We start from the raw sequence: 11,470 nt of genomic DNA on the forward strand, positions 1-11,470 counted from the left end.
GGACGGAGGGGATTAAGTCGCATTCGGCACTGACTGGCCTGATACGACTTAATCCCCTCCGTCCCCTTTTCTACTGGCCGGCCTGGCGCTTTAGCCAGCTGTCGCGCTCGGCGGCGGGCACGGCGAGGAAGGCGCTGCGTACCGTGTCGCGTTCCTGCGGCGGCGTGCGCTGCGCGACCAGGGCCAGCTGGGCCAGCTGCGCCGGGTTGAGCTGGCGCAGCACGGCCAGCGCGGTCTCGCGTTGCTCCGGTGGCACGAATCCGAACAGTCCGTGCAGCTTGGGGAATTCCAGGCCCAGCTGCGGGCCCAGCCGCCATCCGTCGCGGAACGCCTGATCCTGCGCCTGGAATTGCTGCCGCATGCGCTGCTGTTGATCGGCCGGCAGCGAATTGAAGCGCGCAGCCGCCTGACGGATGCGCTCGCGCTCTGCTTCCGGCAATGCGCGCCAGGCGGCGTAGTCGGCACGGCGCTGTCGCTGCTGCTGCGCATCCAGCTGGACGAATTCGGCAGGTGCTGTTGCAGCGGTCGACGCCGGCGTGGCCGGCGAACTGCCCGGAACCGGTGGCGGCAACGGCACGCTCAACGGCTGCGGTGCGGCGGACAGCGACAGCGGCAGGGCCAGCAGCAAGCTGGCGAGCACGTACTTATTCATCGGCGGCAGCCGTTTCCGGCGTGGCACTGGCCGGCTCCGGCCGGCTCGGCTTGGCTTGCGATTCATCCACCGGCAGCGGGCCGCCCGCGGCAGTCCACGCGTACAGGTCGGCATCGGCGACCAGCGGGTAGTCGCGATCTGCCAGCATCGCTGCGTCATCATTGGCTTGCGCCTGGCCCGCGTCCGGTGTGGCGTCCACCTTGCTCGGTGGCAGGGCTTCCACGGTCACCGGACCGGCTTCGCCCACCACGCCCTCCGGCAAGGGTGCATCGCTGCCGAACGAATGTCCCTGCAGGTGGCGCCACCCCAGCGCGGCGGCCAGCAGTACCGCCACGGTCACCAGCAGGATCAGCGGACCGCGCCAGCGCGGCCTGGCATTCGCGCGGCGGCGCTTGCCGTTGGCGGCCGCACGCTCGTCCCGCTGCGGTGCGCGCCAGCTGGAGGCCGGTGCTTCATTGTGGGTGGTGGGTGCGGCCGGCTGCTGCAGTTGCTGCAGGCGTGCGGCCGGCAGGTCACGGACACGTGCCTGTACCTGCTCGGCCAACTGGCGCCAGGCCACGGCATCGGGCCGGCCCTGGGCATCACGCGGGCAGGCATCGGCCAGCAGGTGCTGGTAACCGGCCTCGTCCTGGTCGAGCACGCGCATGGCGATGCCCTCGTCCAGGCTGCCGCCCACCCGCAGCAGCAGCGCCAGTCGTGGAAGTGGCGGCATCGCACCCAACGCGGCCAACGACGGGGCCCACTGCCCGCCCGCCGGCTCGCGCAGCGCCTGGCGCTGGCCCAGCAGGGTCCAGAAGCGGGTCGGCCATTGCGCCATCGGCAGGTCGCTGGCGACCGCTGCAAACGCGCGCATCACTGCCACCAGGGTCTGCTCGGCACGCGCGGCATCGCCGCACTGCAGTTCAGCCACCACCAGGGCGCGGCGTTCGACGCCACGCAGGAACGCCGACAGCGCGCCGGCCGCGGTCGAGGAAACAGGGGCGGGCACAGCCGTCATCGGTCACTCCAAAGGTCTGCCGGCATGATAGCGGCAGCCCATCGGCACCCGTAGGACTTGCGCCCACAGGCACTTCGTGCTGCAGGTTGTGCACAGCACCACGCTCCCCGCGCGGGAAATTGCGGCATGCAGCTGAATTCACTCTGTTTCAGCAATGTTTCACACTCAAGTTGTTGATTTTGAATGCCTTTTAAGTGTGGCGATTTTTTGACCAACCCAAGCGTGAGCTCGTCGCCATCGGCCTCCTGGGTTGCCGTCGACCGGTAACGCACAACGTTATCCACAGAACATGTGGATAAGCCTGAATCTCCAATGGACACCGATATTTAGGTGACATTTATGATTCAACGGTCGTCGCCCGGGCACGTCTGCCCCCTGCCATTCGCGCGCGCATGGCCCGTTACACTGGCCCGATGCTTTCACCCATTCCGACCCTGCAGGTCGCCCTGCCCGTCCCCCTGCCCCGCCTGTTCGACTACCTGTCGCCGGAGGGCGATGGCCCCACGGCCGCGGTCGGCTGCCGCCTGAAGGTGCCGTTCGGCAACCGCGAGCTGGTCGGCGTGGTGGCCGGCCACGGCCAGACCGACGACGGCCAGGGACTGCGCCAGGCGCTGGCCTGGTGCGACCGGCAGCCGCTGCTGCAGGGCGAACTCTGGCAGAGCCTGCAGTGGCTGGCGCGCTACACCCATGCGCCACTGGGCGAGGTGCTGAGCACCGCCCTGCCCGGCCCGCTGCGCCATGGCGAGGCCCTGCCCGACACCCACCACTGGGGTTGGCAGCTGACCACCGAAGGCCACGCCCAGCGCGAAAAGCTGCGCGCCGGAAGCCGTCCGCGGCAGCTGGCCGAGCTGCTGGCAGGAGCGATCGTGGATGAGGACGTGCTCGGCGAACGCATGGCCGACTGGCGCACCGCTGCACGCAGCCTGGCCAAGCGCGAGCTGGCCGAGCGCGTGGCGATGACGGTGGCACCGCAGCATGCGCAGCCGCTGCCCGGCCCCACGCTCAACCCGGACCAGGCCGGGGCGGTGGCTGCGATCAACGCTGCCGACGGCTTCCAGCCGTTCCTGCTGGACGGCGTGACCGGCAGCGGCAAGACCGAGGTCTACCTGCAGGCGATCATCCATTGCCTGGCGCAGGGCAGGCAGGCGCTGGTGCTGGTACCGGAAATCGGCCTGACCCCGCAGACCCTGGCACGTTTCCGCGGCCGCCTGGGCATCGCCGTGCACGCCTTGCATTCGGGGTTGAACGACAACGAGCGCGCGCGCGTCTGGGCGGCCGCCTCCCGAGGCGAAGCGCGGGTCATCGTCGGCACCCGCTCGGCGGTTTTCACGCCATTGCCGCAGGCCGGCCTGCTGATCGTCGACGAGGAACACGACGGCAGCTACAAGCAGCAGGACGGCATCCGTTACCACGCGCGCGATTTCGCTCTGGTGCGCGCCAAGGCGCTGGGCATTCCGGTGCTGCTCGGCAGCGCCACCCCTTCACTGGAAACGCTGCACAACGCCTACGCCGGGCGCTACACGCACCTGCGCCTGAAGCAGCGCGCCGGCGATGCGCGGCCACCGCGCGTGCGCATCCTCGATGTACGCAAGCGGCCGCTGCACGATGGCCTCTCGGCCGATGTGCTGGCCGGCATCGGCGAACACCTGCAGCGTGGCCAGCAGGTGCTGGTGTTCAAGAACCGCCGTGGCTACGCACCGGTGCTGCTGTGCCACGACTGCGGGTGGACCGCGCCTTGCCAGCGCTGCGATGCGCCGATGACCGTGCATGGCGGCGGCCGACGCCTGCAGTGCCACCACTGTGGCGCGCGCCAACCGGCGCCGTTGGCATGCCCGGCCTGCGGCAGCCTGGCGCTGCAGCCGCAGGGCATCGGCACCGAACGCCTGGAAGAACACCTCACCGCCGCCTTCGCCGATTTCCCGGTGGTGCGCATCGACCGTGGCACCACCTCACGCCGCGATGCGCTGGAGCAGCAGCTGGCGAAACTGGGCGACCAGCCCGGCATCCTGGTCGGCACGCAGATCCTGGCCAAGGGCCACGACCTGCCGAAGCTGACCCTGGTGGTGGTGGTCGGCATCGACGAAGGCCTGTTCTCCGCCGACTTCCGCGCCAGCGAGAAGCTGGCGCAGCAGCTGATCCAGGTGGCCGGTCGTGCAGGACGTGCGCGTGACCCCGGCGAGGTCTGGCTGCAGACCCATCACCCGGGTCACCCGCTGCTGGAAACCCTGGTGAGCGGTGGCTACCACCCGTTCGCGCAGGCCGAGTTGAACCAGCGGCAAGCCGCAGGGTTCCCCCCGTTCGCGCACCTGGCGCTGATGCGCGCCGAAGCGCAGCAGGTCGAGCACGCCAATGCGTTCCTGCTGGCTGCGCGGCAGTTGCTGGGCGAGCAGAATGTGGTGGAGGCGTACGGCCCGATGCCGGCGCCGATGCCGCGGCGCGCGGGCTACCAGCGCACACAGCTGCTGCTGTCGGCGCCGCAGCGGCCACCCTTGCATGGCGTGCTCGCGCAGCTGGTTCCGCAGCTGTATGCGCTGCCGGAAGCACGCAAGGTGCGCTGGTCGCTGGATGTGGATCCAACGGACCTGTATTGAGGGGTCAGAGCCCACCCGTCGGGTGGGATCCGACCCCGATGCCCTGGGGTCGGATCCCTTTTCGCAGAAAAGGGCTCTGACCCCGGACGCCTTCGCTTACGTCAGCGGCGACATCACGCCGCGCTGGTAGGCCGGGCGCTCACGCAGCCGCGCATACCAGTCAGCCAGATGCGGCAGCTCCGGTCGCTGGATCGGCAGCTCGTACCAGGCGTAGACCAGCGAGCCCAGCGGGATGTCGCCCATCGCGAACTTCTCGCCCGACAGCCACGGCTGCCTGGCCAGGGTAGCGTCGGCCATCGCCAGGTAGTCACCGGCGCGCACGATGGCGGCATTGATCCGCGCTTCATCGCGGTCGGCCGGCGCGGTGCGCATGATGCCCCAGACCAGGTCGCTGTACAGCGGCGCCATCCGCGACGTGCTCCAGTCCATCCACTTCTCGGCCTGGGCGCGTTCCATCGGGTCCTCAGCGTACAGGGTGCCCAGTGCATAGCGGGCGCTCAGGTAGCGCACGATGGTGTTCGATTCCCACAGCGGCAAGCCGTGGTCTTCGATCACCGGCACCAGGCCGTTGGGATTCATCGCCTGGTACTCCGGGGTCTGCGTACCACCATGGCTGCCACCGACTTCGATGGATTCGTACGTCAGGCCGATTTCCTCGGCGCACCACAGTACCTTGCGGACGTTGCTGGAATTGCGGCGGCCCCAGATCTTCAACATGCGGGTTTTCCTTGCTGGCAATGCGAGCGGCAACGATACGCCTGATCGGGCGGAGATGTGCGTGCCGGATGCGGGATCTGGCATCCGGGCATTGCCGGCCAGCGGCAGGCACTACCTGTTCTTTTTTGGCAGCGCGCGCACGTAGGACGACTTGCCGTCCTTCTTCAGCTCGAACAGGCCGATCGCCGCCAGCAGGTCGCTGAGCTTGCCGTAGCCATAGTTGCGCGGATCGAACGAGGCCTGGTTGCCGATCTGGCTGCCGACCGGGCCGAGGTGCGACCAGCCATCCTCACCCTCGGCCGCGGACACCGCACGGCGCAGCATCTTCACCAGCCGGGTGTCACTGCGCATTTCCGCACCGCTCTTGCGCGGACGCGCATCGTCGTTGGTCACCGGCTCGTTCGAGGCCTGCTCGCTGGACGCCTGTTCGGCATCGGGCACGCTGGCATGGGTCTGGCCCAGTGCCTCCAGGTAGGTGAACTTCGAGCACGCATTGACGAATGGCTCGGGCGTCTTCTTCTCACCGAAGCCATATACCTTCACGCCATCGGTCAGAAGGCGCATCACCATCGGGGTGAAGTCCGCATCGCTGGAGACGATGGCGAAGCCATCAAGGTTGCGCGCGTACAGCAGGTCCATGGCATCGATCACCATCGCCATGTCCGAAGCGTTCTTGCCCTTGCTGTAGGCGAACTGCTGGATCGGGCGGATCGCATACTCATGCAGCACCGCTTCCCACCCCTTCAGTCGCGGGCTCTTCCAGTTGCCGTAGGCACGGCGCACGTTGGCCACGCCGTAGCGGGCGACTTCCGCCAGGACCTCGTCGATCTTCGAGGCCGGCGCATTGTCGGCGTCGATCAACAGGGCGATGCGCTTTTCCGGTTCGCTCATGGGCTCCTCACGGGCCGTTGCCTGAACCCGAGTATCGCCGATCCGGGCCGGCGCTGACGTGACAGGTGGCCGCCGTGCGAAGATGCCAGGCGCTTCCCCCGATGCCCCCACTGGAGTGAGTCGATGAGTCGCGAACGCGTTCCCCACCTGGTCGTTGTCGGCGGCGGTTTTGCCGGTCTCTGGGCCACCCGTGCCCTGGCCCGCGAGCGCATACGCATCACCCTGGTCGATCGCCGCAACCATCACCTGTTCCAGCCGCTGTTGTACCAGGTGGCCACCGCCGGCCTGTCCGCGCCGGATATCGCCGCACCGCTGCGCCACATCCTCGGCCACCAGCGCAATGTGGAAGTCCGCCTCGGCGAAGTGGTGGCCATCGACAAGCAGGCGCGGCAGATCCGCATGGCCGATGGCAGCACGCTGGACTACGACAGCCTGCTGCTGGCCACCGGCGCCACCCACGCCTACTTCGGCAACGATCAGTGGGCCGATGATGCGCCCGGCCTGAAGACACTGGACGATGCCATCGCGCTGCGCCGCAAGCTGCTGCTGGCGTTCGAACGCGCCGAGGCCGAACCGGACCCGGCGAAGAAGGCGGCGTGGCTGAGTTTCGCCATCGTCGGTGGTGGTCCCACCGGCGTCGAACTGGCCGGCACCCTGGCCGAGATCGCGCGCCACACGCTGCGCAACGAATTCCGCCACATCGACCCGGCCAGCGCCAGGGTGCGGCTGGTCGAGGCTGGGCCGCGCGTGCTGTCCTCGTTCCCGGATGTGCTTTCGCTGAAGGCGCGCCGCCAACTTGAAAAACTGGGCGTGGAAGTGCTGACCGGAACCCCGGTGAGCGACATCGACAGCCAGGGCTTCAAGCTCGGCGAACAGTTCATACCGGCGCGCACCGTGGTCTGGGCCGCCGGCGTGGCCGCTTCACCGCTGGCGCGCACGCTGGACGTGCCACTGGACCGCGCCGGACGCGTGCCGGTGCAACCGGACCTGACCCTGCCCGATCACCCCGAGCTGTTCGTGGCCGGCGACCTGGCCGCATTGAGCCAGGCCGACGGCAAGCCGGTTCCCGGTGTGGCACCGGCCGCCAAGCAGATGGGCAAGTACGTGGCCGAGGTCATCCGCGCGCGCCTGCACGGCACGCCCGCACCCGGTCCGTTCAAGTACGCGGACTACGGCAACCTGGCCACCATCGGCCGCATGGCCGCGATCGTGCACCTGGGCCGACTGCAGCTATCGGGCGTGCTGGCGTGGTGGTTCTGGCTGGCCGCGCACGTGTTCTTCCTGATCGGCTTCCGCAACCGCATCGTGGTGCTGCTGAACTGGGCGGTCGCGTATTGGAGCTACCAGCGCAGTGCGCGCATCATCTTCGGTGATGACCGCGACGACCGGCGGCCGAGGCGGTAGGGCTGCATGCAACGGGGGGTCGGATCCTTTTCCGCAGGAAAGGGCTCTGACCCCTTGCAGTAGATCCACGCCATGCGTGGATGAGTACTCGCACATCCCCCATCTTCATCCATGCGTCAGCTTCCTGCATTTTTGAGAAGCCGTAGTCAGGAATGGTTGCTGTGCTTCCCGCCGCTCTCGTCAAGCAACGTATCGAATCACTTTCCCGTTGCACTTGAAGCCCAAATCAAATGCCATGTCGATAGCACGCTCAGCGCTACCCACGAAGTACTCCTGCAGCCCTGCGTAGTCTGCAAACTGCGGATTGATGACGTGGGACTTCGCTTCATTCACGGGATGGAAGAAGCCTAGTCCATACATGGCATGGTCGGGCAGGCCGTACCCCACGACCTTGATGCTGGGAACCGGAATCGAAATACTGACCAAGAACTCCATGTCGGAGGGGTATCGACTCGTGCGTTTGAAAACTCCAATGGAATCGGTGTTCCGGATGACGACGAACATCTGCAATCGCCAACCTCCCAGATCCGCAACGTTCACCTGATCGATCTTCGTCTGCAGGTAGCAGTCCAACATACGGTTAATTTCAAAGATATCGAGCGTTCTGCTGACACCCGGAGATTCGCTCGAAACAATGCATCTGATCTGCTTTCTCATGAGTGTGCTGTCTGTCTGATGGCATCAGCCTTCCGCAATTCAACTTTCGTGGCAACTATTCCACCCACTGTGCCTGGCCACAGACCGGGATGAAATCAAGCCGGGCGTCTGGGATAAGGTGATTTTTCGCGGTCGCGACTTCCAGACAAGTTGCTCAGCGGCAAACGAGAGGTTTCGTGCTACGAATTCACTTTAGTGCCGTATACGACACAGCGTAGCGGAGAGTAGGACCATTCGCACACCGCGTGGCTCTACTTCCTCATCGGGCCACCGGGCACCCGCCGTTTCGACCAGGTCCGGCAGAAGTCCTCCTTCCTCGCGGTGTCGGCAATCTGCGCAGTACTCCAATGCCGGGTGATCCAGATCGTCAATGCGGTACTGCTGAGATGCCAGCGCGGCATGCCGCGCTGTGGTTGCCGCCACAGGTGGCGTCGGGCAATCCAGAAGGCCTCCCGCTCCACTTCCGGCACCTTCTTCTTCATCACGTCCTTGTCGAAGAACTGCGCGGCGAAACGCCAGGGATTCATCGGCTGGTATCCCGCGCGTGGTTCACTGCTGCACGCTGCCACACCACTGGGCGCGCGTTCGGCCGGCGTCGGCCGACCGCCTGCCAATGCCAGCCCGAGCAGGTACAGCAGGCCAGGCAACAGCGCGATGCCGGCGACCAGCACGACGACAGAGATCCATGCTTTGCCGGCGGCACGCATCGCTCACTGTGCCTTCGGCTTTGGATACCACAACGCGTTGACGATGACCCAGCGCTGGTCGAAGCGCCCCATGTGGAAGTAATCGACGAACCACGGGGTCTCCAGCCGCACCGAGGCCGCGTTGCCGGTCACGTCCAGCACCGTGCAGCGACGATCCCATTGATCCTTCGGGGTCTTCAACGCGCCCTGCTTCGTCAGCGAGACCAGTTCTTCCTTCGACATCCGGCGCAGGCCCAGGCGTTCGTCGGGTGTATCGCCGAGCACAGCGCGCTTGGCCAGGTCCGGATGCAGGGAGCGGGCGACGCGCTGTGGGTCCGCCTCCAGCTGGCCGTCGACGTAGTCGTGGCAGGTGGCTTCGATGGCCGCGATGGTGGCCGGGTCGGGGGCAGGGCTCGTTGCTGCGGAAAGAGCGAACAGCAGGGCGATCGTGGACATCCGGGTCTCCAGCTCTGGGCGCGGGGCGATCATCGCATGGGCCGGGTAGCCCATCCACGCGTGGCGTGGATCTACAGGACCGGCGCCTGCAGCCAGGCCAGCTTGCGTTCGCGGGGCTGCTGCTTGAGTTGCCACTCGGCGCGTGAGGCGGCGGCCCGGTCCGGGCATTCGCGCACGGCCAGCACGCGCAGCGGTGGCCGGGCCCGGGTGTAGCGCGCGCCCTTGCCGGCCTGGTGGGCGGCGAAACGCGCATCCACGTCGGTGCTGATGCCGGCGTAATAGCTGCCATCGCGGCATTCGAGCAGGTACAGGAACCACGGGCGGAGGGACGGGGCCATGCCCGGATTATGCCGTGCTGCACTGCAGCGGATATACTGGCGCCCGAATGCAGGAGAGTGGCGCCGCGCTGGCGCCCGCCGAAGGCGCAGGCTCCCATGATCGCTCAGGCCGGTGGGTTGGAATCCCACCAACCATGCATTCGACTCGCCGAGCTGGAGAGAGGTCACCGGGCACGCCCGGGACGATCCGCCGAAGGGGCACGCGGCCAACGCCGCTGAACTCTCAGGCAAAAGGACAGCGGGAGCGGCACCGGTCATCGTCATCCCGTCATTGCGCAGGCAGTGGTGGCAGTTGCGCATGGCCGGCCCCACCGCGCCCGGAGCCTGTTCCATGCTGCTGTCCATCATCTACCTGGTTGCCATTTCCGCCGAAGCCATGACCGGTGCACTGTCTGCCGGCCGCCGCCGCATGGACCTGTTCGGTGTGGTCATGATCGCCTGCGTCACCGCCCTCGGGGGCGGCTCGCTGCGCGACATCCTGCTCGGCCACTACCCGCTGGGCTGGGTGAAGCATCCCGAGTACCTGGGTTTCACCGTGTGCGCGGCGCTGATCGCCACCTGGGTGGCGCGCTGGATGCACCACTTCCGGCGCACCTTCCTGGTGCTCGATGGCCTGGGTCTGATCGCCTTCACCCTGATCGGCTGCTCGATCGCGCGCGAGGCCGGCCATGCGATGCCGATCGTGCTGATCGCCGGCATGCTGACCGGCGCGTTCGGCGGCGTGCTGCGCGACATCCTCTGCAACGAGGTGCCGCTGATCTTCCAGAAGGAGCTGTACGCGATCATCGCGCTGCTGACCGGCGCGGCGTATCTGTTGCTGCTGCACTGGGGCGTGGCCGACGCCACCGCGATCCTGTGCTGCCTGGGCGGCGGCTTCGCGCTGCGCCTGCTGGCGATCCACTATCGCTGGGAAATGCCGAAGTTCGTGTACCACGACGAAGTGCATTGAGGTTCGCACGGCGGGGCACGCGCCCGGCTCAATCGCGCAGCTTGGGACTCATGGGGCTCCTGCTCGCGATGATGCGCTGCCGGTAGGCCTCCGAAGGATAGAAGGTCCACGGGCTCTCACAGCCATCGCTGTCAGATTCGACCCGCTCAAGAAGCTCGGGATCTACCCATTCAGACAGGTAGTCAGGATCGGATCGTCTACTGAAATCCGGGCAGTGAACCGCCCCCTCAACGACGATTTCGTTCTGGACGGTGGAAAGGAACCTGGCGCGAAGATCAAGACCGACCTGCGTGTATGTGCCTATCTCGAGATACGTCTGCACGCTCATACTTCCGCCCACGGCCAGAACTCCGTCGTTGAGCGAGCACGCATGGAGATGCTCACATGCGAGATCGTCGCGCACAAAGACCCAACCGCCGCAGTCAAGATTACGGGCGCTGAGGTTACCCAGAACGATTACACACAACGTCTCGCCCAGGTCATTGAGCGCCAGCACGCCTTCGACGCTCAGATCTCCATCAACGATCAGGCAACTCGTTTCGACGTCCGAGTGCCAGTCTCCGATGAGGGATGCTGCGGGTACTATCCTGAACGATGATTCCCGCGCATCTTCACCAGGCTCTTCGTCGGTGGACGCGGCGATCATCGCTCGCGCTTTCAGCGTGGTGCGCAGAAGCGTCTGATCACCATTGCTGCGATGGATCTCGATTCTTTCATCGAGTTCAGCCAGCAGGCTCGCCGTCGCCACAGGAGACGATGGTTCGATCCAGTCCTCGATGACGGAGATCGCGTCATCGGCAATCCGGCCGCCTTTCAAGCGTAAGAGCGCCTTGGCAGCTTCACTGGAAGTCGACCGGCACGCTGAATCCAGAGAGCTGTCGTTCGGGAAAACATGCATTGGCGGGGTCCAACCAGACAAGGGCTGCAATCTTCGAATGAAGCTGCAGGAAGACTCCATGCAACTCTTCCGAAATCGTGTCGCCTGGTTTGCCAATATCCACGCATGGCGTGGATCTACTGTGGAATCCACGCATAGCGTGGATCTATCCATCAAGTCCAACGCGTTCGTCGGGATCCACACCACCCCGGCGATGTACCTGGCGCTGTCGCTCATGCGCAGCGCCAGGCGCAT

Annotated in this window: 13 protein-coding genes and 2 riboswitches; of the genes, 4 read left to right on the forward strand and 9 right to left on the reverse strand. The window is 66.3% G+C overall.

Going from position 1 to position 11,470, the window contains the following annotated elements; all coding sequences use genetic code 11:
- Window positions 1-70: 70 nt before the first annotated feature.
- Window positions 71-652, reverse strand: coding sequence for a DUF3106 domain-containing protein (locus tag ABGA94_RS12315; protein ID WP_053496968.1), 582 nt, complete (start codon window positions 650-652; stop codon window positions 71-73).
- Window positions 645-1,649: a hypothetical protein gene (locus tag ABGA94_RS12320; RefSeq protein WP_375367411.1), complete on the reverse strand. Its 1,005-nt coding sequence runs from the start codon at window positions 1,647-1,649 to the stop codon at window positions 645-647. The genes ABGA94_RS12315 and ABGA94_RS12320 overlap by 8 nt, the downstream gene beginning before the upstream one ends.
- A 413-nt stretch (window positions 1,650-2,062) precedes the next feature.
- Here ABGA94_RS12320 and ABGA94_RS12325 point away from each other — a divergent pair, with 413 nt between their 5' ends.
- On the forward strand, window positions 2,063-4,240 hold the full coding sequence (locus tag ABGA94_RS12325) for a primosomal protein N' (RefSeq protein WP_005419648.1): 2,178 nt from the start codon (window positions 2,063-2,065) through the stop codon (window positions 4,238-4,240).
- Between the two features lie 96 nt (window positions 4,241-4,336).
- On the opposite strand, the gene ABGA94_RS12330 is transcribed toward ABGA94_RS12325, so the two are convergent.
- Window positions 4,337-4,957, reverse strand: a complete 621-nt coding sequence (locus ABGA94_RS12330) for a glutathione S-transferase family protein (protein ID WP_375367413.1) — start codon at window positions 4,955-4,957, stop codon at window positions 4,337-4,339.
- 111 nt (window positions 4,958-5,068) lie between these two features.
- Window positions 5,069-5,848 (reverse strand): NYN domain-containing protein, encoded by a 780-nt coding sequence (locus tag ABGA94_RS12335; protein ID WP_005419652.1) that lies wholly within the window; start codon window positions 5,846-5,848, stop codon window positions 5,069-5,071.
- A 123-nt stretch (window positions 5,849-5,971) separates the two neighbouring features.
- Here ABGA94_RS12335 and ABGA94_RS12340 point away from each other — a divergent pair, with 123 nt between their 5' ends.
- Window positions 5,972-7,252 carry an NAD(P)/FAD-dependent oxidoreductase gene (locus tag ABGA94_RS12340; protein ID WP_329845511.1) on the forward strand — a complete coding sequence of 427 codons (1,281 nt, stop codon included), beginning with the start codon at window positions 5,972-5,974 and terminating at the stop codon, window positions 7,250-7,252.
- A 180-nt stretch (window positions 7,253-7,432) separates the two neighbouring features.
- Here ABGA94_RS12340 and imm9 read toward each other — a convergent pair whose 3' ends face one another.
- The 4 genes from imm9 to ABGA94_RS12360 form a co-directional block, all read right to left on the reverse strand.
- Entirely contained in the window at window positions 7,433-7,909 is a 477-nt protein-coding gene (imm9, locus tag ABGA94_RS12345; protein ID WP_262233449.1) for an Imm9 family immunity protein, read from the reverse strand.
- A gap of 251 nt (window positions 7,910-8,160) precedes the next feature.
- Window positions 8,161-8,616 carry a hypothetical protein gene (locus ABGA94_RS12350; RefSeq protein ID WP_095378175.1) on the reverse strand — a complete coding sequence of 152 codons (456 nt, stop codon included), beginning with the start codon at window positions 8,614-8,616 and terminating at the stop codon, window positions 8,161-8,163.
- Between the two features lie 3 nt (window positions 8,617-8,619).
- A complete protein-coding gene (locus ABGA94_RS12355; RefSeq protein WP_032954574.1) occupies window positions 8,620-9,051 on the reverse strand; it encodes a nuclear transport factor 2 family protein in 432 nt (143 codons plus the stop codon).
- A gap of 71 nt (window positions 9,052-9,122) precedes the next feature.
- Window positions 9,123-9,389: a GIY-YIG nuclease family protein gene (locus ABGA94_RS12360; RefSeq protein ID WP_375367416.1), complete on the reverse strand. Its 267-nt coding sequence runs from the start codon at window positions 9,387-9,389 to the stop codon at window positions 9,123-9,125.
- Window positions 9,390-9,429: 40 nt separating this feature from the next.
- Window positions 9,430-9,519: riboswitch (glycine riboswitch) on the forward strand.
- A gap of 13 nt (window positions 9,520-9,532) precedes the next feature.
- Window positions 9,533-9,636, forward strand: a riboswitch (glycine riboswitch).
- Window positions 9,637-9,720: 84 nt separating this feature from the next.
- On the opposite strand from ABGA94_RS12360, the gene ABGA94_RS12365 reads away from it, so the two are divergent.
- A complete protein-coding gene (locus ABGA94_RS12365) occupies window positions 9,721-10,338 on the forward strand; it encodes a trimeric intracellular cation channel family protein (RefSeq protein WP_005419661.1) in 618 nt (205 codons plus the stop codon).
- A 28-nt stretch (window positions 10,339-10,366) separates the two neighbouring features.
- On the opposite strand, the gene ABGA94_RS12370 is transcribed toward ABGA94_RS12365, so the two are convergent.
- Entirely contained in the window at window positions 10,367-11,236 is an 870-nt protein-coding gene (locus ABGA94_RS12370; RefSeq protein WP_181357742.1) for a hypothetical protein, read from the reverse strand.
- Window positions 11,237-11,273: 37 nt separating this feature from the next.
- Here ABGA94_RS12370 and ABGA94_RS12375 point away from each other — a divergent pair.
- On the forward strand, window positions 11,274-11,470 hold a 197-nt coding region (locus ABGA94_RS12375; RefSeq protein WP_375367418.1), incomplete at its 3' end, for a hypothetical protein.

This window comes from Stenotrophomonas sp. 3diitr2024 (assembly GCF_042136455.1).
Taxonomy (GTDB): domain Bacteria; phylum Pseudomonadota; class Gammaproteobacteria; order Xanthomonadales; family Xanthomonadaceae; genus Stenotrophomonas; species Stenotrophomonas sepilia.

Excerpts from the sequence above, each read along its gene's own strand:
- ABGA94_RS12350 (WP_095378175.1), bottom strand. The coding sequence starts at position 8,616 with ATGCGTGCCGCCGGCAAAGCATGGATCTCTGTCGTCGTGCTGGTCGCC.
- ABGA94_RS12320 (WP_375367411.1), bottom strand. The coding sequence starts at position 1,649 with ATGACGGCTGTGCCCGCCCCTGTTTCCTCGACCGCGGCCGGCGCGCTG.
- ABGA94_RS12315 (WP_053496968.1), bottom strand. The coding sequence starts at position 652 with ATGAATAAGTACGTGCTCGCCAGCTTGCTGCTGGCCCTGCCGCTGTCG.
- ABGA94_RS12340 (WP_329845511.1), top strand. The coding sequence starts at position 5,972 with ATGAGTCGCGAACGCGTTCCCCACCTGGTCGTTGTCGGCGGCGGTTTT.
- ABGA94_RS12325 (WP_005419648.1), top strand. The coding sequence starts at position 2,063 with ATGCTTTCACCCATTCCGACCCTGCAGGTCGCCCTGCCCGTCCCCCTG.
- ABGA94_RS12355 (WP_032954574.1), bottom strand. The coding sequence starts at position 9,051 with ATGTCCACGATCGCCCTGCTGTTCGCTCTTTCCGCAGCAACGAGCCCT.
- ABGA94_RS12360 (WP_375367416.1), bottom strand. The coding sequence starts at position 9,389 with ATGGCCCCGTCCCTCCGCCCGTGGTTCCTGTACCTGCTCGAATGCCGC.
- ABGA94_RS12370 (WP_181357742.1), bottom strand. The coding sequence starts at position 11,236 with ATGCATGTTTTCCCGAACGACAGCTCTCTGGATTCAGCGTGCCGGTCG.
- ABGA94_RS12330 (WP_375367413.1), bottom strand. The coding sequence starts at position 4,957 with ATGTTGAAGATCTGGGGCCGCCGCAATTCCAGCAACGTCCGCAAGGTA.
- imm9 (WP_262233449.1), bottom strand. The coding sequence starts at position 7,909 with ATGAGAAAGCAGATCAGATGCATTGTTTCGAGCGAATCTCCGGGTGTC.
- ABGA94_RS12335 (WP_005419652.1), bottom strand. The coding sequence starts at position 5,848 with ATGAGCGAACCGGAAAAGCGCATCGCCCTGTTGATCGACGCCGACAAT.
- ABGA94_RS12365 (WP_005419661.1), top strand. The coding sequence starts at position 9,721 with ATGCTGCTGTCCATCATCTACCTGGTTGCCATTTCCGCCGAAGCCATG.